Below are 20,449 nucleotides of genomic sequence, written 5' to 3' on the forward strand. Positions count from 1 at the left end.
CCACCACCCCGTCCCCGCTCGCCCCCGCCCCGTCCCCGTCCACCCCCGCCCCGGCGCCCACCGTGCCGCCCGCTCCCGGCTGTTCCCGGCGGGGCCTGGGTGCCTGGCTGGAGCGCCGGCTCGGCGGCAGGCTGTGCCCGGGCCCCGGCGGTACGGCCTAGTCGTGGTGTCCGGACAGGCTGCCGACGCGGCCGGCTGATGCGGTGGGCCGCAAGGCGGACATGACCCGAGTCCTGGATGCACTCGGGTGACGCGACAACGCGGCGAGGCGCCGTGCCGGGCGTCGCGAGCCGGTGGACCCTCCCGGTCGCAGCACTGGGGGAGCCGTCCGGACCGACCGCCGCCTACGGCGAGGGCGGGCGCCTGCGCAGCAGTTGTCCGGCCCGCCGGCGCAGGGCCGCCTCGCCGGCCGCGGCGGTCAGCAGCGGGGCGGTGCGCCGCCGGGCCAGCAGCAGCCGTTCGTTGACCACCGGGCGGGGGCGCCAGTGGTGTTTGTAGGGTTCGTCGCCGCGCAGCAGGCTCAGCGTGTCCGGCGCGCCCTCGCCGGTGTGCGCGGTGCACGCCTCCAGCAGCATCACCGCCACGTCCGCCTTGCGTTCCCGCAGCAGCGGATGGGCGCCGTAGAGGTAGCCGCCCACCAGCCGCCGGGACAGCAGGGTCAGGTCCACGGCCACCACCTCGCCGTCGAGCCGGAACTCGGTGACCACCGCCTCCCCGGCGCGCACCATCGGGCCCGCCGCGCGCACCAGGTGCTCACCGAAGCGCGAGCGCAGGTGCTCGGGGGTGACGCCCCGGCCCTGCCACTGCACACGGTGCAGCGCGAGCAGCCGCCGCAGCGCCGCGTCCACCTCCTCGGGGCGTACGAGGCGCCGTTCCACGCCGAGCGCGCGCAGCTTGCGCTGTTTGGCGCGCACCCGCTGCGCCCTGGCCGCGGGCAGCCGGGTGACCAGCTCGTCCAGGGGCAGGGCGGGCAGCTCCAGGCAGAGCGAGTCGGGTGCGCGGTGCCGCGGTCCGCGCCAGCGGTCGTAGACCTGTTCGACGGCACTGCCCGGCCGGACCTCGCGGAAGTCGATCAGCGCCGTCCGCGCCGCCTCGCCGAGCGCCCCGGCGAGCGCGGTGGCCGCCGGCCGGCTGCGCCCGTCGTCGATGAGGACGTCGGCGTAGTCGGAGATCGCCCCGCCGAGCGGCACCAGCGCGGGCACGGGCGTGCGGCGCAGCATCAGCGGGGCGGCGGCGACCAGTTCGCCGCCCTCGCGCACCAGCAGCAGCCGCAGCCGCCCCGGGGTGCCGTAGGACTGCCACCAGGAGTGCAGCCAGGCGTGGCTCTGGAACGGGGTCGCCGCGCCGCACCTGGCGAACAGCCGCCCCCACTGCGGGGCGAGGGCGGCGAAGGCGCGGGCGTCGGTGACGAGTTCCGTCGTGTACGCCGGACGGGCCGGGCGCGCCGGTGGCGCGAGGCGGGTGGCGGTCACAGCCGGCCGTGGACGTCGGCGGCCGGGGCCGGGCCGGGGACCGGGGCAGCGGGCGCGGGGGCGCCGGGTTCGTCCCGCCGCGGCCGTACGAGCAGGGCCAGGCCGCCGAGCAGCCCGCCCGCGCTCGCGCCGACCAGGGCGGTCACCGCCGGTGAGGCGGACGAGGGGTCGGTGGGGCGCACCGCGCGGGCGAAGCGGACGAGCGAGACGTGGGTGCTCTGCGCGGTGTCGCCGGCGTGCCGGGTCAGCGCGTCGGAGACGGCGTCGGCCATGCCGGCGGCCAGCGCGGGCCGGGTGGAGGTGGCGGACACGGCGATCATCGGCGCGTCCGGCGAGGTCGCCGTGCGCACACTGCGGCGCAGCGTGCGCACCGGCACGTCCGCCTGCCGCTGGGCGTCGCCGAGGACGGCGAGCTGGGTGGCGACCCGCCCGTAGGCCTGGGCGAGTCCGAGCGCGGCGGCGGGGTCGGTCTTCTGGGCGGGGACGGCGACGACGTAGCTGGTGGCCGTGTAGACGGGGGGTTCCAGCAGGCCGTAGGCGCCGCCGAGCAGGCCGCCGGCGGCGGTGCCGGCCACCACCAGCGACCAGCGGGGAAGCCGCCGCAGACGGGCGGGGGAGAACCGGCGGGGCCGGGTGAGGCGGTCGGTCATGCGGAAGTCGCTCCCTGGGGTGGGACGGAGGGGGTCGGGCGGGCCGGGGCGGGCGTGGTGGCCCGGACCGCGGCGGTGTACACGTCCATGAGCCGGGCGGCGGTGCGGGCGATGCTGTAGTGGCGGGCCGCCGCCGGGGGCGTGCGCGGGTGCGGGCCACCGGCGCGTACTTCCGTGATCGCGCGGGCGTACGCCTCCGGGCCGCCCTGGACACGCCGGGCACCGGCGGCGGCGTGCGCGGGCAGGTCCTCCACGGCCGGGCAGGAGGCGTACAGCACGGGCAGCCCGGCCGCCAGGGCCTCCACCACGGCCAAGCCGAACGCCTCCTGCCGCGACGGAGAGGCGAGCACGTCCATCGCGGCGGTCAGCGAGGGCAGGTCGGGGCCGGGTGAGCCGTCGGGCGCGCAGGGGCGTTCGCCGGTGAACAGCACCCGGTCGGCCACCCCGGCCTCGTGGGCGGTGCGGCGCAGCACGCTCTCCTCGGGGCCGCCGCCCACCAGGAGCAGCCAGTGGTCGCGGGGCAGGCGGGCCAGGGCGCGGACGACGACGTCGAACCGCTTGCCCGCCGTCAGCCGGCCGATGCCGCCGACCACGTACGCGTCCTCGGGCAGGCCCAGCCGGCGCCGGGTCCGCGCGCGCCGGCCGGCGTCGAAGCGGAACCGGTCCAGGTCGATGCCGTTGGGGACGACCGCGATGCGCGGCGCGGGCACGCCCCAGCGCTGGAGCCGGCCGGCCACCGTGGCCGAGACGGCGACCGTGGTGGAGCCGAGCCGTTCACCGGCCAGGTACAGCGCGCGCACCCCCGGCGTCAGCGGGCGGCCCTCCATCTGCTCGTCCCCGAGGGAGTGCTCGGTGGCGACGACGGCGCGGACCCCGGCGAGGCGCGCGGCGAGCCGGCCGTACAGGCAGGCCCGGTACAGATGCGTGTGGACGAGGTCGTAGCGGCCCGCCCGGATCACCCGGACCAGACGCGGCAGCACGGACAGGTCGCGGTTGCCGGCCATGCCGAGGTGGACGACGCGGACACCGTCGGCGGCCAGGCCCTCGGCGACCGCGCCGGGCCGGGTGAGCGTCACCACGTCGCAGTCGGCGGGCAGGTGACGCAGCAGCAGGCGCAGCTGCTGCTCGGCGCCGCCCACGCCGAGGCCGGTGATGATGTGCAGGACCCGCATCTCACACGCCCTTCACGGGGCGGCGGCGCAGCCGGTGCAGCTCGTGTTTGAGGTGCAGCCGCCAGGCCGTGTCCCGCTGCCCGAGGTGCAGCCGGGGCAGCGCGTACGGGCCGGTGAGCGGGCCGGGGTCGACGGCGCAGGCGTAGGAGTACCCCGCCTCCCGCACGGCCGCCCGCACCCGGTCGTCGACCGCGCCGTAGGGGTAGCAGAAGCCGTCCACGGGGGCTCCGGTCAGCTCCTCCAGGAGGGCGCGGCTCCTGGTGACCTCGGCGGTCAGGGCGCGGTCGCCGGCCCGGGTGAGGTCGGTGTGGGTCAGCCCGTGCGAGCCGATCTCCACGCCCTCGGCCGCCGCGTGCCGGATGCCGTCGGCGGCCAGCAGCGGCTTGCGCGGACCGCGCGGGTCCCACACGTTGTCGCCGCCGAGCCGGCCGGGCAGCACGAACAGCGTGGCGCCGCAGGCGTGCCGGTGCAGCAGGGGCAGCGCGGCGGTGACGAAGTCGGCGTACCCGTCGTCGAAGGTGAGCCCGACCAGGCCCTTGCCGCCGCCCTCGGCGCGGGCGGCCAGCAGCTCGCGCACGGACACCCCGCGCAGCCCGCGCCGCCGCAGCCACCGGAGCTGCCCGGCGAGCCGCTCGGGCGTCACGGTGATGCGGTACGGATCGTCCGAGCGGTCGCCCACCGAGTGGTACATCGCCACCCAGGGGAAGGGCGCGATGGGCTCGCCGGCGTCGGCGGGCGGGGCGGTTTCAGCGGGAGAGGCCATGCCGGAGCCTTCGTGTGACGGAGCGTACGGAGCTGAGGACGGGTTCGACGCCCTGGGCGCCGAGCGCGCGGGCGAGCAGGACGTGGACGGCGGTGACGGTCAGCGCGCCGGCCGCCAGGCCCGCGGCGGGGGAGTGGGGCAGGCTCGCCGCGAACACCCCGGCCGCGGTGGCGACGACCGCGGCGCGCAGCGGCCTGCTCGCCTCGGCCAGCACCCGCCGCACGCGCAGCGGCACCCCGCACCGGCCCGTCCCGGCCAGCAGCAGCGCGGCCGTCACGGTGATGCCGGCCGCGTTGGCGGCGGCGATGCCCGCCACGCCCCAGGGGCCGACCGCGGCGGCGCCGGTCCAGGAGGTCGCCACCAGGCCCGCGGTCATCGCGGCGAGCGGGTACCAGGCGGGCCGGCCGCCCGCGACGTAGCAGCGGACCAGGGCGCCCACCAGGGCCTGGCCGAGCAGCCCGAGGGCGTACACGCGCATCACGGCGGCCGTCGCCGCCGTGTCGTCCGCGGTGAAGGCGCCGCGCTGGAACAGCAGGCCGATGAGTTGCGGGGCGCAGGCGATCACGGTGGCCGCGCCCAGCAGCACCAGGCAGGAGACCAGCGCCAGGTCCCGCTCCACGCGGTCGCGGGCCCGCTCGGTGTCGCCGTCGGCGAGCGCCCGCGCCACCACCGGGAAGGTGACCGTGCACAGCATCAGCGACAGCGTCATCGGGATCTGCGCCACCTTCTGCGCGTAGTTCAGGTGCGAGATGGCCCCGGCGGGCAGCGGCGAGGCCAGGAACCGCTCGATGAGGACCTGCGACTGACGGCACAGCGCGAACAGCAGCACGGAGGCGACGAGCGCGAGGTCCATGGGCCGGGCCGCCGCGCCGCCGGTGCCGGCCGGCGGGCGCACCCCGGTGCGCAGTTGCTTCCACAGCGCGGGCACCTGGACGGCCACCATGAGGCAGCCGCCCGCCGCGACACCCGCCGCCGCCGAGCGCACCCCCCAGGCGCCGCCCAGCCAGAACATCGAGGCGACGACGCCCGCGTTGTAGGCGATGTAGATCGCCGCGGGTGCCATGTAGCGGCCGTGCGCGCGCAGCACGGCGCTGCAGTAGCCCGCGAGCCCGAAGGTCAGCACGCAGGTGGCCGTCAGCCGGGTGCAGTCGGCGGCCAGGCGCGGGTCGGGCAGTCCCGGCGCCAGCACCTGGACGAGCTGCGGGGCGGCGCCGACGGCCAGCGCGCACACCGCGGCGCACGCGAAGGCCAGCCGGGGCAGCGTGCCGGTGACCAGGGAGCGCACCGGGTCGCCCGCGGCGCCCCGCGCCCGCCGGGCCAGCGCCGCGCTGAACGCCGGGACCAGCGCGAACGCCAGCCCGTCCTCGATGAGCAGCGTGGCGGCGAACTCCGGTACGGTCCAGGCCACCAGGAAGGCGTCCGTGTCGCTGCCCGCGCCGAACAGCCGCGCCAGCGCCTGGTCCCGGACCAGGCCGAGCAGCGACCCGGCCACCGACAGCACGGCCGTGACCAGGGTGGCCCTGGCCAGGAACCCGCGGGAGCCCGACGCCGCCCGCGGGGCACCGCCGGCGCCGGTGGCGGTGCGCGCCGCGGGGACGGTCGCCGTGCCGTCGCCGCCGGGGCCGCCGGAACGGGGCAGGGGAGGAGGGGTCACCGTCATCGCGTCACGGCTCCCTCGGCCCGCCCGTCCGCGCCGGGAACGGGGTGCCGGGCCACCGCCCACCAGGCCGCCAGCCCGAAGGACACGGCGGTCAGCACGGTCGAAGGACCGCCGATGTCCCCGTAGACGAAGTCGGTGAGCTGCCAGACCAGCAGGCCGCAGGCGACCAGCGCGCAGTCGGGCCCGCCTGCCGAGGACGGCGGCCTGCGCCGCTCGCGCAGCAGCCGGCGCACCCCGCACACCAGGAGCGCCAGCCAGCTCCCGGCGACGGCCACCAGACCGCTCAGCCCCTGCTCGCTCAGCACCAGCAGATACATGTCGTGCGGCGACAGCAGCGGCTGCCTGCGGAACGCGGCACCCGCGCCCTCGGTGTCGCTCGCCGCGGACAGCGCCATCGGGGCGTGCCCGTCGCGGTACTCCGGGAAGTTCTTCAAACCCACTCCCGTCAGCGGATGTTCGCGCCAGATGCCGAGCGCGGCCGTCCAGAGCGCGTAACGGTCGCGGACCGACTGGTCCGGAGCGCCCGCGACCTGCGTGATGCTGTCGAACCGCTGCTCCAGCAGCGCCGTTCCCACGCCCAGCCCGCCCACCAGGACCACGCCCGCCGCGGCCACCGCCAGCCCCGCCCTCAGGGCGCGCCGCACCCCGGCCAGCAGCAGCTGCGCCGCGCACGTCACGGCCGTCGCGATCCACGCCCCCCGGCTGAAGGACAGCGCCAGCGGCATCAGCAGCGCCGCCGCGCACCCGGCGGCCACCGCCCGCCGCCGTGCGCCGCCGGAACGGTCCAGCGCGAGCCCCACCGCGCACACCGTGCCCAGGGCGACAGCCGTCGCCATGCCCATCACGTCCCCCGGCCCGAAGGTGCCCACGGCACGGATCTGCGCACCCTGGTAGGAGGCACCGGTCCCGGTGAGGTACTGGTGGGTGCCCACCGCGCCCTGCCACAGCCCGAGACCTGTGAACGCCCAGGCCAGCAGCCGGAAGTCGGCGCGGTCCCGGATCAGCAGCAGCACGGCCGCCGGGACGAGGACGAAGACCTGGAGGTACCGGCCGAGCCCCGCGAACGCGGCCGCCGGGGAGGGCGCGGCCAGGGCGGCCAGGGCGAAGCCCGTCACCGGCAGTCCCAGCACCACGGCGGCCACCGGCGTCAGCGGCCGCCGCCGCGCGCGCAGCAGCCGCACCGCGCAGTACAGCACCACGGCCCCGGAGACCACGTCCGCGGGTCCCGCGCCGCCCCCCGGGGCGAGCGGCAGGGCGAGGGCCGCCAGGACCGCCGCCACGGGCAGGACCGGGCCGTGCGGCACGGCCCGGGACACCGGCCGGAGCGTCCCGCCGGACCGGCGCGGCGGCCGGGCGGGCACGGCGAGGCGGTGCGGCGGTTCGGGCAGCGCGGCGTGGTTCACGTCCTCAGCTCCCCGTCGGCCGCACCAGCGCGACCGCGGTGCGCAGCAGGATGCAGACGTCCTGCCACAGCGACCAGTTGTCGATGTAGGCGTTGTCGAAGCGGGCCCGGTCCTCGATCGAGGTGTCCCCGCGCAGCCCCTGGACCTGGGCCAGCCCGGTGATCCCGGACCGCATCCGGTGGCGCGCCGCGTAACCGGGGTGCTCCTGGCTGAACCGGGCCGCGAAATAGGGGCGTTCGGGGCGCGGGCCGACCAGGCTCATGTCCCCGCGCAGCACGTTCCACAGCTGCGGCAGCTCGTCCAGCGAGGTCCGCCGCAGCATGCGGCACAGCGGCCGCATCTCCTGCTCGCCCGCCACGCTCCACCGCGTCGCCGCCTCGTGCGCGTCGGCGGGCCGGTGCGTACGGAACTTCAGCAGCGTGAAGGGCCTGCCGTCCCGGCCGATGCGCTCCTGGCGGAACAGCACACCCGGCCCGTCGGTGAGCCGCAGCAGCGCCGCGCAGCCCAGCAGCAGCGGCCCGGCCAGCAGCAGGAGGACACCGCAGACCAGGACGTCCAGCACCCGCTTGCCCGCGCTGCCGCGCCGCGCGCCCGACATCAGCAGGCGCCGGCAGGAGAACCCGGCCAGCCGATGCTTCGTCGCGTACGACGGCGAGTCCGCGTCGATCTCCCACACCGCGCAGCCCGACTCGGCCAGCGCCCGCAGCAGCGGCCCCTGTCCGGTCCGTACGGAGGGGTGGACGGCGAGCACCGCCCGCACCCCGTTCTGCACGACCGCACGCTCCACCTCCGCCCCGCGGGTCAGCACCGGCAGGCCGCCCGTGCCGCCGCCCGGCCGGTCGGCGACGACCCCGACCGGCCGCATCCCGCACCGCGGATGCCGCAGCAGCGCCGCGGCCACCCGCTGGGCCGTCTCGGCCGGCCCGACGACGAGGGCGGCGCGCGGCCGGCGCAGCAGGTCCGCGCGCCGCCGGGCGTGCACGGCGCCGCGCAGCACGCAGCTCGCCGCGGCGTGCAGCGCGAACCCGGCCAGCAGGGTGCGGCCGGTCAGCGCGTGCCCCGGCCGGTACGCCGCAACCAGCGTGGCCATGACCAGCCAGGCCACCGCGATCCGGCCCCACACGGCGGGCAGTTCGTCCAGGACCGACGGCACGGGCTGCCCGGAGGGCTGCGCCCGCAGCAGCAGGGCCGCGGTCACGAGCAGGGCGACCAGCAGCGGGCGGTGTTCGGCCTCGGCGAACGCCGGGGCGCCCAGCAGGGCGGCGGCGCCGTCCGCGACGATCAGCGGCAGCGCGGCGGCCGGCCGCGGCGGGGGCCCCTGCCGCCGGACCGGGAAGCGGAAACCGGAGGACCCGCGGCGCGGCCGGAGAACCGGGACGGCCGTGGATCCGTGGTCCCGTGGCGGCCGGCCGGGGGCCAGACCGGGCGAGGGGACGGTGCTTTCCGCGCTCACGGGTGGCTGGACTCCCTGTACTCGCTGGGCTCGCAGTACTCGCTGTGGTCGCCGGGCGCGCTGTGTTCGCGGTGCGTGCCGGGTCCGGTGTGCGCGCCGGGTTCCCCGTGCGAGCCGGGTCCGCTGCGCCCGCTCCGGTTGCTGTGCTCGCTGCGGTCGCCGGGGGCGGTGGGCCGGCTGGGCTGCGTGGTCCCGGCGGACCTGGCGGTCCTGGAGTACCCGGTGGGCCTGTTGGGCGCGGTGGGTCCGCGGGGCGTGCGCGGGGCGGGCGCGGACCTGGCGGGGGGCGCGGCCAGCAGGTCGCGGTAGAGGGCCGTGACCGCCGCGGCACCGCGCCGGGCGTCGTGCGAGGACAGGACGTGGGCGCGTCCGAGGCGGCCGAGGGACGCGCGCAGCGGCGGGTCGAGGAGCAGCGCCAGGACCGCGCGGGCCAGGGCGGCCGGGTCCTCCGCCGGGACCAGGCACCGCGCGGCGAGCGCGGGCGGCAGGCTCTCCCGGGCGCCGTCGACGTCCGTGACCACCACGGCCCGGCCGCACGCCATCGCCTCCAGCGGGGCCAGGGCCATGCCCTCCCACCGCGAGGGCAGCACGACGAGGCCGGCCGCCCGGTACCAGGGCACGGGGTCGGCGACGGCACCGGCGAACCGGACCGACGCCGGGGCGAGCCGCCGCAGCCGGTCGCGGTCGGGACCGTCCCCGACGAGCACGAGCCGTGCCCCGGGTACCCGCTCCGCGACCGCGCCCCAGGCCCGCAGCAGCACGTCCTGCCCCTTCTGCCGGCACAGCCGCCCCACACAGACGACGACGGGCGCGGAGGCCGAGACGCCGACAGCCGTTACGTCGGCAGCCGTTACATCGGTGGTCGCGGCGGCCGGGGTGGCCGTGGTGGTCCCGGTGCTCGTGGCAGCCATGGCGGGTGCGGGTGCGGGTGCGGGTGCGGGTGCGGGTGCGGGTGCGAGTGCGGGTGCGGGTGCGGGGAAGCGGTGCGGGTCGATGCCGTTCGGCACGATGTGCCAGCGCGCGCTGATCCCCGCGCGCACACCGGTCGCGCGCTCCCCCTCGCTGACGCACACCACCCGCGTGGCCCACCGCGCCCCCCACCGCTCCCAGGCCCGCGCGAGCACCGCGGTGCCCCCGCCGACCGCCTCGAACGACCAGGCGTGCGGCTGGAAGACGGTCGGGATCCGGCCGCGTACGGCCAGGCGGCCGGCGAGCCCGGCCTTGGCGCTGTGCGCGTGCACCAGATCCGGCCGTACGTCGTCGATCACGTGCACGAGCTGCCGTACTTCGCGCAGGAGCGAACGCCCCGGCGCGCGCGCCGCGTTCCAGGGGCGCACGTCCGCGCCGAGCGTCCGGAGATGTCCGCCGAGGACGCCGTCCGGACAGGCCACGGTCACGTCGAAGCCGTCCGCGAGTTGTGCCCGCACCAGGTCCGTCACGACGCGCGCGACCCCGCCGTCCACGGGCTGGGTGAGGTGCAGGACCCGCGGCCGATGAGGAAGCCGCATGACCGTCGTTGCCTCTTTCGGGTGTCCGTCGAAGGGGTGGGTCGGGAGGTCCGCAACTCTAGTGGCCAACGGGACTAATGCGACGAAACCGGGCAAGTGTGTCGGAACTGTGAAGCCTGTCCGATCCGTAGATCACTCTTTCGGCGGCACAACCCCAGCGAGATCCGCGCGTTGACACAGCGCCGGGCGTCCCTGCCCGGGTGTTTGTGTGTCAACTGCAAGGAGTTCCTTTCCATGTCGCGTATCGCCAAGGGCCTGGTCCTTACCTCCGCCGCCGCCGCGGCTGTCGCCGGCGGTGCCGGCATCGCCGCCGCCGACAGCGGTGCGAACGGTGTCGCCGCCCACTCCCCGGGCGTCATCTCGGGCAACGTCATCCAGGTCCCGATCCACGTCCCGGTCAACGTCTGCGGCAACACCATCAACGTCATCGGTCTGCTGAACCCGGCGTTCGGCAACACCTGCGTCAACGGCTGACGCGGGCGCGGCGTCCTTCCGGTGGCCGCCCTCCCCGGTCACGGGCCCCGCGCACCGCGCGGCGGGGCCCCGCGGGGAGGGCGGCCGCTGCCGCTCCCCCGAACGGGCGGCGCGCCGCCGGGATGTCCCTGAAACGCGTCCCACCAGGTCGGAAGGCGCGGCGACCTGAATACCCGTCACACGACGGGCGCATGATCGGTTGCGGAGCGCGACGGTCGCTTTCACGGTGGGCACCAGATCCGGTGCTCATCGAAAGGAACTCCCATGCGAGGTCTGTCAGCGCGGCGTGTCGCGTCCACCGCACTCTGCGCCGCCTTCCTGGTCGGGGCCGGCAGCCCGGCCGTCATGGCGGCCGACGCGGCCCGCGAGAACGGCCCTGCGGTGGCGTCCGGCTCCCCCGCCCCGGACGCCGGCGCGCTGCTCACCCAGGTCCAGAGACTCGGTGGCCTCGGCGGCGTGCTCGCCCCGGTCCGCGATCTGGTGACCGCGGTGCTCACCCCGGACGGGAACGCCACGTCCGCCCCCGACGTCCAGAAGCTCGGTGCCGCGGCGAAGGACGCCCTCGCCAAGGCGGACGCGGTACTCGCCGCCGCCTCGGCCACCCGGACCGGCGCCCCCGCCGTCCCCTTCACGCTCGCTCCGGCCGCTCCGGAGGCGGCCACCGGGGTGCTGCTGCCCGCCGCCGACGCCCGCGCGGCCTCACCGCGTGCCGCCGACCCGGCGAGCGACGCGCTGGCCGCCGTGCAGAAGGCGGTGGACGGCCTGGTGAAGGCGGTCACCTCGGGCGATGTCGGCCAGGTGCTCCCGGCGGTCGACGGGCTGGTGAAGAACCTCACCGGCCTGGTCACCTCCGGGCTGTCCGGCAGCGGCCTGGCGGCGATGCCGAACACCTCGGCGGCTGCCCCGACGACCCCGGCCACCTCGACGACACCGGTGGCGGCCCCGCCGTCGACCCTGCCGGCCCTCACCGACCCCGCCACCGTCCCCGAGACCGACGTCCCGGAGATCAAGGTCCCCGAGATCAAGGTGCCCGACATCACCGTCCCCGAGGTCGCGGCTCCGGCGGCGACGGGCTCGTAAGCCGCGTCCGGCCACCCGCCGCGGGACCCGTTCACAGGACCCGCCGGAGGACCGCCCAGCCGCCGTGCCGCCCCCCAGGGGCCGGCACGGCGGCTGTCGCGTGCGGGCGGCCTCCGGCCCCCGCGGTGGCGGCCGGTGTCATATGCGGAAGATCTCGTATGCGGAAGATCTTGTATGCGGAAGGTCTCGTATGAGGACTCGGCAATCTCCCGCACCGTGGTTTCCGGCCCGCCCGGGGCTCGTTAGGCAGGGCGACCCCGTCCCCTCCGGTGACGCCCCGTCGCCGCGGAAAGGAACACGATGAAGTCGCTCAAGGCCGCCGCCGTCCTCGCCGGATCCCTGGTCGCCGCCGGTGCCGCCGCGCCCGCCTTCGCCCACGACGCCGCCGACCTGACGCCCACCAGCCTCAACGGCGCCGTGAACTCGCTCACCAGGGACCCCATCGACGTCATGCCGGTCAGGCACCAGTCCGACGCGCTCGACACCGAGAAGAAGGGCTCGCTGCTCCACTCGGTGAACGGCGCCACCAAGGCCCTGAACACCGCGACCCCGCTGCTCGGCGGGCTCCCGCTGCAGAGCTGAGACCGCGCCGCGCCCAGGACCGCGGGCGCCGGCACCGCTCCGCCGGCTCGACACCGTCCGCCGTACGCGGTCCGGCGTCCGCGGGCTCGACGCCGTCCACGCCGTCCGCCGTACGCCGTCCGGGCCGAACCGGCCTGCCGCCCCGCCCGCCCGTCGCCGCGCGGTGCCCCCGTCGTTCCGTCCCACCGTCGTACTACTGCGGCATGCGGGGGAATCTTGCGCTGGTCGCGAGGCCGGGATCGTTGACCGGTGCGGACCACCCCGAACCCGACCTGAAAGGGACCGTGTCTGCCATGAAGCCGACCACCCGAGGAACCCTTGCCGCCCTCGTCGCGGGCGCTGCGGCGGCCGTCGGAGCCGCCGCGACTCCCGCCGCCGCGGCCGGCACCGCCCCTCTCCCCGTTCCGCTGGGTGGCGCCGAGTCCGCGCTCGGCATGGAACTGCCCAGTGTGCGCGGGGAGCTTCCGCTGCCCGCCCCGGGCAGTCCGGAAGGGCCCCGCTTCACCGAGGGCAGGCTCCTGCCGGAGCGCGCGGTGCCGCGGCTCCCCGTCGAGGGCGGGCTGCCCGGCCTGGACGTCCGGGCCCCGCTGGCGCACGTCCTCGGTGACGGCTTCGACCACGTCGGCGTCAGGACGGCCCCCTCCGGCCTGCGGGCCGTCTCGCCGGGGCTGTCCGTGGACGGCCCGCTGACCGGGCCCGGCGCCGGCCGAGCCGGGCTCCCGGAGCTGACCCTGCCGGAGCTGGGCGTCCTCACCCCCGCGCTGCAGACCGTGCCGGGGGCCGACCTGACGACGGGTTCCGGCCTCTGACGGCGGCCCGGCCCGCCCTCCCGGTCCACCGTCCGGCCGTGTCCCCGGTTCACCGTCCGGCCGTATGGCGGTGACCGTCCGGGGTCCTCGGCGGTTACGGCTGCGGAGAACCGAACCGGACGAGGAGTGAGCCATGGGCGTCGGCAACGGCAGCGACGGCGGGGACAGCGGCAGGGCCACTGGCGGGAAGCGCACCGGCACGGGCGGTGCCGCGGGCACCGCCCGGGACCCGGGCACGGCGGCGGACCCGGGCACGGCGGCGGACCCGGGCGCGGCGCGGTCCGGGGGCGGAACGCGGCGGGAGGCGACGCGGCGGCGGCTGCTCGCCTGCGCGGCCGTCGTCGCGATGGCGCCGGTGACCGCCGCCTCCCGGCCCCTGCTCCCCGGGACCGGCCCGCACGGCGGCCCCTGGAGCGGACCGGGCGGCAGCGCCTTCGAGGAGACCTACCGGGGCCGCCGGATCCGCGGCGTGTGGACCCCGCGGCGCAGCGCCGAGGGAACCGGCCTGTGGTACGTCACCGTGGACGGCCGTCCGCTGCACCTGATGCGCCGCGCCGACGGCACCTGGCTGAGCATGGTCGACCACTACAGCTCCTACCGCACGCCCCTGGAGGCGGCCCGCGGCGCCGTCGACGAGATGGGCCCCGGGCGGCGGCTGCGCGACCTGGCCCCCGGGCCCGTCGGCGGCCCGTCCGCGGACCCGGCCACCGGAGGTGAGCACGGTGGCGTACACGCGTAAGAACGTCACCCGGCTCACCCGCACCGAGAAGCGGCGCTTCGTGGACGCGCTGCTGGAGATCAAGCGGCGCGGCGAGTACGACGAGTTCGTGCGCACGCACGTCGCCCACTTCACCGCCGACGGCGAACGGGGGCTGCGGCCGGCCCACATGGCCCCCTCCTTCCTGCCCTGGCACCGCAAGTTCCTGCTGGAACTGGAACGAGCGCTGCGCCGGGTGGACTCCTCGGTGACGGTGCCCTACTGGGACTGGACGCGCCAGCGCACGACCACCTCGGCGCCCTGGACCGCGGACCTCATGGGCGGCGGCGGACGGCCGTCCGACCGCCGCGTGACGACCGGACCGTTCGCGTACGCGCACGGCGGCTGGACGCTCAAGGAGGGTGTCACCGACGGGCAGTTCCTCACCCGGGACCTGGGCCGCTCCCGCGATCCGATCGAACTGCCCACCAGGAGCGAGCTGGAGTGGGCGCTGAAGGACCCCGTGTACGACGTCGCGCCCTGGGACTCGACGGTCACCAGGGGGTTCCGCAACAAGCTGGAGGGGTGGGGCACCGGCCGGGGCAGTGTTTCCTGGCGCAACCACAACCGGGTGCACCGCTGGGTCGGCGGGGCGATGCTCGGCGCCGCCTCCGTCAACGACCCGGTCTTCTGGCTCCACCACGCCTTCCTCGACCTGCAGTGGTCGCGCTGGCAGAGCCGCCACCGGGGCGCCCGCTACCTGCCCGCGTCCCCGCCGGGGCCGGGCGACGCGCAGTACGGCCGGATCGTCGCCCGGCACCAGAAAATGCCGCCCTGGGACGTCACCCCGGACTCACTGGAGGACGTGAGCCGCATCTACCGGTACGCCTGACCCGGGCACCGGGCGGTGCGCCTGCCCCCGGGCGCAGGCGGCCGGTACGCCCGCCCCCGGGCACACGGGGGATCCCCGGCGGCCCGTTCCCGGGCACACGGGAGAGCCCCGGCGCTCGAGGTGCCGGGGCTTCCCTGTGGAATCTGCGCGGACGGTGTGCCCTGCGGGAACGACCTCCGGCGCGGTGACGCCGAGACGTCAGCCGCCGTAGTTGCCCGGCTTGTCGTCGTGCTTGCCGAGGTGACCGACGTTGGCGCAGGTGTTGCCGAACGCGGGGTTGAGGACGCCGATCACGTCGATGGTGTTCCCGCACAGGTTGACCGGGATGTTGACCGGAACCTGGATCGTGTTGCCGGACACGACGCCGGGCGAGCCGACGGCCGCGCCCTGGGCGCCGGCGTCCGCCATGGCGAGACCGGCTCCGCTGATCACCACGGCACCCGTACCGAGGGCGACGGCAGCCGCTTTCGCGATGCGAGACATCACGTTCTCCTAACTTGCTCGGTGAGTGCGGCAGCAGGTCGCGCGACCGCACTCACGGTTCAACGCCCCCTTTGCGCCCGGGTCACGGCGTATCTCCCGGGATCACCCTTTTTGGACATCTGGTAGAGACCAATTGGACGGCTGTTCCGTCAACCCGATTGACGGGGCGGTGGCCGCTCCCCTGTGCTGTCCGGTAGCGGGAGGCGAAGTCCGGTGTCACACGGCTGGAGGCGCGAGCCTCGTCCGGGAGGGGCCATGTCCGTCGAGGCGGCTCAGGGGTGGGGGGAGTTCGGGCGGCGGTTGCGGTCCCGGCGAAGACAGGCCGGGCTCACCCAGCTCCAGCTCGGTCTGCGGGTCGGCTACCACCACACCCTCATCAGCAAGCTGGAGAGCGGCCTCAGAGAGCCGCCCGCGGGTCTGGTGCGCCGCCTCGACTCCGTCCTGGAGACCGGGGGAGAGCTGGCCGCGATCGTCGCCGCGCCGCCTGGCGCGCCGTCCGCGCGGACCCCGCCTCCGCTGGACCGGAAGCTGTCCGGCGCCATGCCCGGGGCGGACGCGGCCGGGGACCGGGAGGCGTGGGACCCGCGGCTGTGGCCCCGGGAACTTCCCGCCGAGGGACTCGCGTGCCCGCTCCACGGCACGACGGGCTGCGCGGTGCCCGAGCAGGCCGGGTTACCGGCCCTCCTGGCGGGACTGCCCGGCCTGCCAGGAGGGGAGACCGGCGCGATCCCGTCGGTCGCGGTGCTCCCGGGCGCCCCGGTGGGCGGCGCGGACGCGGGTGCGGGTCCGCAGGGCGGCGCGGTCGCCGAGTCGGAGCTGCTGCACGCCCTCACCGCCGTGCTGGCCTGTCTGATCCGCGAGGCGTTCGACCGGGCCACCGCCGGCGGGGTGGCGACCGTGGAGCGGCTGCTGCGGGCCGTGGTGCACTGGGCCGAGGCGGTCAACGCCACCGGCCGGCTGCCGTATGGGCAACTGCGCCTGGCCGCCCAGTACGCCCAGGTCGCCGGGCGTCTGCGGATGCAGCGGGGGCAGAGCAGCATCGGCATGGCGTGGTTCGGCAACGGCCTGGGCTGGGCGGACGCCGTCCACGACGCCCCGGCCCGGGCGACCCTGCTCAGCGACATGTGCACCCTGGTGCGGCTCGACGACGACCCCGGCTCGACGCTCGCGTACGCGCGGGCCATCGGGGCGGTGGACAGCCGGCGGCGCTGGGTCGCCACCCTCTCGTACCTGTACCAGGCCCGCGGGTACGCCCTCGGCCACGACGCGGCCGAGTGCCGCCGGCACATCGCCCTGGCGCGCCGCGGGTTCGCCCGCCTCGGGCGGCGGGACCTGCTGGAGGCGCCCTGGATGGCCGGTGCCGAGGGGGAGATGCGGGTGGAGTCGGCGATCGGCGGCGCGCTGCGCGACCTCGCCGCGGTGACCGGGGACCGGGGGACGGCCCGGCGTGCCGTCGAGGCCACCGAACGCTCGCGCGCCCTGCTGCCCGCGGTGATGCGGTCCACCCGGCTGCTGCTCACCCTGCGGCTCGCCGACGGCTGGGCGTGCGCCGGCGACCCCGGGGCGGCGGTGGCGCTGGCCGGTCCGGTGCTGGGCGAGGCGCTGGGCTCGCGCGAGCTGATGATCGACGCCGAACTGCGCGGCCTGCACGCCCGGCTCCTGGCGGACTGGGGCGACGTCCCGGAGGTCAGGGAGTACCGCGAGCGGCTGCCGGCCGCGGCCGGGGCGCGCGGGCCGGCGCGCGGGCCGGGGAAAGCGGCGCAGGCGCGCCCGTGAGGATCTCCCGGCGGGGGCGGGCGCCGGGCTCCCGCTTGCCGGATTTTGACAGGTCCGGACCGCGCCCCGGAAACCGTTGACCCGGGCGCGGGCCGGTGTGAGGGTTCGGCCGGTCCAGACCATGTCATGTCAGCGTCACCTCCTTGCCCGCCGCGGGCCGCGCGGAGACACCGGGGTGCCCCTGGGTTCATGGAATTGACGTGTTCATGATCTGACTCGCGTGCGGCCGGACAGGCCGCACACCTCTCACAAGGAGCCGCGATGCTGAGAAAGATGGCAGTGGCCGGGATATCCCTGGCCGTGACCCTCGGGGGGCTGGTGGTGCCGGCCTCGGCCGCGGCGGCGCCGGCCTCCGCGCCCCGGGCGGACGGGCCGCGGCCGACCCCCGCCGCGAAGGCCGTGGCCGCCGCCGACCGGGCCGTGCGCAGCGGCCTGGACGCGCTGGCCAAGGGCCCGCACGAGCAGTACGACCGCCACCAGGTCACCCCCTGGGTCAAGGGGCTTTACTCGGTCGCCTACCAGCGCACCTACGAGGGCCTGCCCGTCGTGGGCGGCGACGCCGTCGTCCTCGCCGACGGCGACGGCGGGGTCCGGGCCGTCCAGTCCGCCACCACCGCCCGGATCTCGGTCCCCACCGAGCCCACGGTCACCGCGGCGCGGGCGGCCACGACCAGCCGCGCCCGGCTCGCCCGGGTCGAGAAGGCCGCCCCGGGCCGTCTGGTGGTCCGGGTCAGGAACGACACCGCCACGCTCGCCTGGGAGACGGTGCTGACCGGCCGCACCGGCGCGGACGTGCCCAGCAGGCTGCACGTCTTCGTCGACGCCCGCACCGGAAAGGTCGTCGACTCCTACGACGACGTCCGCGCGGGCTCTGGCACCAGCAAGTGGAACGGCCCCGATCCGCTGACCATCGACACCTCCCGCTCGGGCAGCGGCTACGTGCTGCGCGACACCACCCGCCCCGGTCTGCAGTGCTCGGACTACAGCGGCGGCGTGTTCACCAAGGCCACCGACAACTGGGGCACCGGCAACCCCACCAGCAAGGAGACCGGCTGCGTCGACGCGATGTTCGCGGCGCAGAAGGAGTCGGACATGCTCAAGAACTGGCTCGGCCGCAACGGCCACGACGGCAACGGCGGCAGCTGGCCGGTCCGCGTCGGCCTCGACGACCTGAACGCCTACTGGGACGGCTCCACCATCTCCATCGGCCACAACAGCGCGAACGAGTGGATCGCCGGGATCGACGTCGTCGGCCACGAGTTCGGCCACGGACTCGACACCTACACCCCCGGCGGCGACAACCACGAGAGCGGCCTGGGCGAGGCGACCGGCGACATCATGGGCGCCCTGACCGAGGCGTACGCCGACGAACCGGCCCCGTACGACACGCCCGACTACACCGTCGGCGAGATGATCGACCTCCAGGGCCGCGGCCCGATCCGCAACATGTACGACCCCAGCCGGGTCAACAACGACCCCCGCTGCTACTCCGCCTCGATCCCCTCCACCGAGGAGCACGCCGCGGCCGGCCCGCTCAACCACTGGTTCTACCTGCTGGCCGAGGGCTCCAGCCCCGGCGGCGGCAAGCCTTCCAGCCCCACCTGCAACAACTCCACCGTCACGGGCGTCGGCATCCGTACGGCGGGCAGGATCTTCTACGGCGGCATGCTGCTCAAGACCAGCGGCATGACCTACAAGCGCTACCGCACCGCCACGCTGACCTCGGCGAAGAACCTCGACGCGAGCTGCGGCCTGTACAACGCCGCCAAGGCGGCCTGGGACGCGATCAGTGTCCCCGCCCAGCCGGGTGACCCGACGTGCACCGGCCAGCAGTCCGACTTCTCGCTGGCCCTCGACCCGGCCGCGGGCACCGTCGACGCCGGCGCCTCCGCGCGGGCCACGGTCGGCACCACCACCGTCACCGGCAGCGCGCAGCAGATCTCGCTGACCGCCTCCGGCGCCCCGGCGGGCGTGAACGTCTCCTTCAGCCCGGCGACGGTCACCTCCGGCGGCAGCGCCACGATGACGGTCTCCACCTCGGCCGCCACGTCCGCCGGGACGTACGCCCTCACCGTCACGGGCAGCGGCGGCGGCAGGACCCACACCGCCCGGTACACGCTCACCGTGGGCGGGGGCGGCACCGGCCCGGGCACCCCGCCCGACGTCGATGTCGCCAAGGTGCAGGCGCACCTGGCCCAGCTGAACACCATCGCCACGCAGAACGGTGGCAACCGCCGCTCCACCACGGCCGGTTACCGCGCCTCGCTCGCGTACGTCAAGGGCAGGCTCCAGGCCGCCGGTTACACGGTCACCGAGCAGACCTGCACCTCCGGCTGCACCCCGGGCGCGGGCAACAACCTGATCGCCGAGTGGCCGCAGGGCGACGCGAACAGCGTCTACATGTTCGGCGCCCACCTCGACAGCGTGTCCGCGGGCCCCGGCATCAACGACAACGGCTCCGGCTCCGCCACGCTCCTGGAGACGGCGCTGACCCTGGCCCAGGCGAACCCCGTCATGAAGAACCGGGTCCGGTTCGCCTGGTGGACCGACGAGGAGCAGGGCCTGAACGGCTCGGACTTCTACGCCCGTTCGCTCTCCGCCGCCGACCGCGCCCGGATCAAGGCGTACTACAACTTCGACATGGTCGCCTCGCCCAACGCCGGCTACTTCGTCAACAACCTGAACTCGGCGGCCGCCGCCCCGATGAAGGCGTACTGGGACTCCCTGGGCCTGGCCCCGCAGGAGAACGTCGAGGGCCAGGGCCGCTCCGACGACTACTCCTTCCAGCAGGCCGGCATCCCCACCTCCGGTTACGCCACCGGGGCCGACGCGGTGAAGTCCGCCTCCGAGGCGGCCAAGTGGGGCGGCACCGCGGGCCGCTCCTACGACTCCTGCTACCACTCGGCGTGCGACACCACGAGCAACATCAACGCCACCGCGCTGAACCGCAGCGCCGACGGGGTCGCGTACACGATCTGGAAGACCGCCGTCGGGGACACCCCCGTGCCCGGGGACGACTTCTCGATCTCCGCGGACCCGGCCGCCGGCACGGTCCGGCCCGGCTCCTCCGCCACGGTGACCGTCTCCACGGCCACCACCGGCGGCGCCGCGCAGAACGTGCGGCTGTCGGCGTCGGGCGCCCCGTCCGGGGTGAGCGTGAGCTTCAGCCCGGCCTCGGTGACCTCCGGCCAGTCCTCCACCGCCACCGTCCAGGTCGCGGCGGACACGGCCGCCGGCACGTACACGCTCACGATCACCGGCACCGGCACGGCCACCCACACCACCACCTACACCCTGACCGTGCCCGGCGGGGGCGGCCAGACCAGCTGGCAGGCGGGCGCCACCTACGCGCCCGGGGACGTCGTGACGTACGACGGCGTGAGCTACCGGTGCATCCAGGGCCACACCGCGTACCCGGGCTGGGAGCCGCCGAACGTCCCCGCCCTGTGGCAGCGGATCTGACGCGGGGCGGTCCGGACCCGGCGGTGGTCCGAGCCGGGTCCGGGGCCGGGGCGGTCGGAACCGGGCGGTGACCACCGGCCCGCCGGACGGTGACCACCCGGCCGCTCCGGGCG

General features: G+C 76.3%; 17 protein-coding genes. 8 read left to right on the plus strand and 9 right to left on the minus strand.

Annotation, left to right across the window (positions count from 1 at the left end; translation table 11 throughout):
- Nucleotides 1-344 precede the first annotated feature (344 nt).
- The 8 genes from IG64_RS23930 to IG64_RS39230 are packed head-to-tail and all read right to left on the minus strand — an operon-like array spanning nt 345 to nt 10,081.
- Nucleotides 345-1,472, minus strand: a complete 1,128-nt coding sequence (locus IG64_RS23930) for a GNAT family N-acetyltransferase (RefSeq protein ID WP_051813291.1) — start codon at nt 1,470-1,472, stop codon at nt 345-347.
- Nucleotides 1,469-2,122: an LPS biosynthesis protein gene (locus tag IG64_RS23935; protein ID WP_037859694.1), complete on the minus strand. Its 654-nt coding sequence runs from the start codon at nt 2,120-2,122 to the stop codon at nt 1,469-1,471. The genes IG64_RS23930 and IG64_RS23935 overlap by 4 nt, the downstream gene beginning before the upstream one ends.
- Nucleotides 2,119-3,294 carry a glycosyltransferase gene (locus tag IG64_RS23940; protein WP_037859696.1) on the minus strand — a complete coding sequence of 392 codons (1,176 nt, stop codon included), beginning with the start codon at nt 3,292-3,294 and terminating at the stop codon, nt 2,119-2,121. The genes IG64_RS23935 and IG64_RS23940 overlap by 4 nt, the downstream gene beginning before the upstream one ends.
- A gap of 1 nt (nt 3,295) precedes the next feature.
- Nucleotides 3,296-4,057, minus strand: a complete 762-nt coding sequence (locus IG64_RS23945; RefSeq protein WP_037859698.1) for a polysaccharide deacetylase family protein — start codon at nt 4,055-4,057, stop codon at nt 3,296-3,298.
- Nucleotides 4,041-5,717, minus strand: a complete 1,677-nt coding sequence (murJ, locus tag IG64_RS23950; RefSeq protein WP_037859699.1) for a murein biosynthesis integral membrane protein MurJ — start codon at nt 5,715-5,717, stop codon at nt 4,041-4,043. Before murJ ends, IG64_RS23945 begins: the two co-directional genes overlap by 17 nt.
- A complete protein-coding gene (locus tag IG64_RS23955) occupies nt 5,714-7,120 on the minus strand; it encodes an O-antigen ligase family protein (protein WP_107474339.1) in 1,407 nt (468 codons plus the stop codon). Before IG64_RS23955 ends, murJ begins: the two co-directional genes overlap by 4 nt.
- 4 nt (nt 7,121-7,124) lie before the next feature.
- Nucleotides 7,125-8,573, minus strand: a complete 1,449-nt coding sequence (locus tag IG64_RS23960) for an exopolysaccharide biosynthesis polyprenyl glycosylphosphotransferase (RefSeq protein ID WP_037859700.1) — start codon at nt 8,571-8,573, stop codon at nt 7,125-7,127.
- Nucleotides 8,570-10,081: a glycosyltransferase family 4 protein gene (locus IG64_RS39230; RefSeq protein WP_234438600.1), complete on the minus strand. Its 1,512-nt coding sequence runs from the start codon at nt 10,079-10,081 to the stop codon at nt 8,570-8,572. The genes IG64_RS23960 and IG64_RS39230 overlap by 4 nt, the downstream gene beginning before the upstream one ends.
- Before the next feature lie 234 nt (nt 10,082-10,315).
- Here IG64_RS39230 and IG64_RS23970 point away from each other — a divergent pair, with 234 nt between their 5' ends.
- The 6 genes from IG64_RS23970 to IG64_RS23995 all read left to right on the plus strand — a co-directional run bounded on the left by IG64_RS23970 (nt 10,316) and on the right by IG64_RS23995 (nt 14,615).
- A complete protein-coding gene (locus IG64_RS23970; protein WP_037859702.1) occupies nt 10,316-10,555 on the plus strand; it encodes a chaplin in 240 nt (79 codons plus the stop codon).
- 264 nt (nt 10,556-10,819) lie between these two features.
- On the plus strand, nt 10,820-11,635 hold the full coding sequence (locus IG64_RS23975; RefSeq protein WP_051813294.1) for a hypothetical protein: 816 nt from the start codon (nt 10,820-10,822) through the stop codon (nt 11,633-11,635).
- A gap of 300 nt (nt 11,636-11,935) precedes the next feature.
- Nucleotides 11,936-12,217: a hypothetical protein gene (locus tag IG64_RS23980; protein WP_037859705.1), complete on the plus strand. Its 282-nt coding sequence runs from the start codon at nt 11,936-11,938 to the stop codon at nt 12,215-12,217.
- A gap of 293 nt (nt 12,218-12,510) precedes the next feature.
- Nucleotides 12,511-13,026 (plus strand): hypothetical protein, encoded by a 516-nt coding sequence (locus tag IG64_RS23985; RefSeq protein ID WP_037859707.1) that lies wholly within the window; start codon nt 12,511-12,513, stop codon nt 13,024-13,026.
- A 133-nt stretch (nt 13,027-13,159) separates the two neighbouring features.
- Entirely contained in the window at nt 13,160-13,765 is a 606-nt protein-coding gene (locus IG64_RS43105; RefSeq protein WP_078884189.1) for a tyrosinase family oxidase copper chaperone, read from the plus strand.
- Nucleotides 13,749-14,615 carry a tyrosinase family protein gene (locus IG64_RS23995; protein WP_037859709.1) on the plus strand — a complete coding sequence of 289 codons (867 nt, stop codon included), beginning with the start codon at nt 13,749-13,751 and terminating at the stop codon, nt 14,613-14,615. The genes IG64_RS43105 and IG64_RS23995 overlap by 17 nt, the downstream gene beginning before the upstream one ends.
- 198 nt (nt 14,616-14,813) lie before the next feature.
- Here IG64_RS23995 and IG64_RS24000 read toward each other — a convergent pair whose 3' ends face one another.
- Nucleotides 14,814-15,098: a chaplin gene (locus IG64_RS24000; protein WP_037859711.1), complete on the minus strand. Its 285-nt coding sequence runs from the start codon at nt 15,096-15,098 to the stop codon at nt 14,814-14,816.
- A 255-nt stretch (nt 15,099-15,353) separates the two neighbouring features.
- On the opposite strand from IG64_RS24000, the gene IG64_RS24005 reads away from it, so the two are divergent.
- Complete coding sequence (locus tag IG64_RS24005) at nt 15,354-16,874, plus strand: helix-turn-helix domain-containing protein (RefSeq protein WP_051813296.1); 1,521 nt, start codon at nt 15,354-15,356, stop codon at nt 16,872-16,874.
- 261 nt (nt 16,875-17,135) lie between these two features.
- Entirely contained in the window at nt 17,136-20,336 is a 3,201-nt protein-coding gene (locus tag IG64_RS24010) for a M28 family peptidase (protein ID WP_037859713.1), read from the plus strand.
- The last annotated feature ends 113 nt before the right edge of the window (nt 20,337-20,449 follow it).

Source organism: Streptomyces sp. NRRL S-340, from assembly GCF_000720185.1.
GTDB lineage: Bacteria > Actinomycetota > Actinomycetes > Streptomycetales > Streptomycetaceae > Streptomyces.

Coding starts and splice junctions, on each gene's coding strand:
- IG64_RS23935 (WP_037859694.1), bottom strand. CDS start 2,122: ATGACCGACCGCCTCACCCGGCCCCGCCGGTTCTCCCCCGCCCGTCTG.
- IG64_RS23940 (WP_037859696.1), bottom strand. CDS start 3,294: ATGCGGGTCCTGCACATCATCACCGGCCTCGGCGTGGGCGGCGCCGAG.
- IG64_RS23945 (WP_037859698.1), bottom strand. CDS start 4,057: ATGGCCTCTCCCGCTGAAACCGCCCCGCCCGCCGACGCCGGCGAGCCC.
- murJ (WP_037859699.1), bottom strand. CDS start 5,717: ATGACGGTGACCCCTCCTCCCCTGCCCCGTTCCGGCGGCCCCGGCGGC.
- IG64_RS39230 (WP_234438600.1), bottom strand. CDS start 10,081: ATGCGGCTTCCTCATCGGCCGCGGGTCCTGCACCTCACCCAGCCCGTG.
- IG64_RS23970 (WP_037859702.1), top strand. CDS start 10,316: ATGTCGCGTATCGCCAAGGGCCTGGTCCTTACCTCCGCCGCCGCCGCG.
- IG64_RS23975 (WP_051813294.1), top strand. CDS start 10,820: ATGCGAGGTCTGTCAGCGCGGCGTGTCGCGTCCACCGCACTCTGCGCC.
- IG64_RS23980 (WP_037859705.1), top strand. CDS start 11,936: ATGAAGTCGCTCAAGGCCGCCGCCGTCCTCGCCGGATCCCTGGTCGCC.
- IG64_RS23985 (WP_037859707.1), top strand. CDS start 12,511: ATGAAGCCGACCACCCGAGGAACCCTTGCCGCCCTCGTCGCGGGCGCT.
- IG64_RS43105 (WP_078884189.1), top strand. CDS start 13,160: ATGGGCGTCGGCAACGGCAGCGACGGCGGGGACAGCGGCAGGGCCACT.
- IG64_RS24000 (WP_037859711.1), bottom strand. CDS start 15,098: ATGTCTCGCATCGCGAAAGCGGCTGCCGTCGCCCTCGGTACGGGTGCC.
- IG64_RS24005 (WP_051813296.1), top strand. CDS start 15,354: ATGTCCGTCGAGGCGGCTCAGGGGTGGGGGGAGTTCGGGCGGCGGTTG.
- IG64_RS24010 (WP_037859713.1), top strand. CDS start 17,136: ATGCTGAGAAAGATGGCAGTGGCCGGGATATCCCTGGCCGTGACCCTC.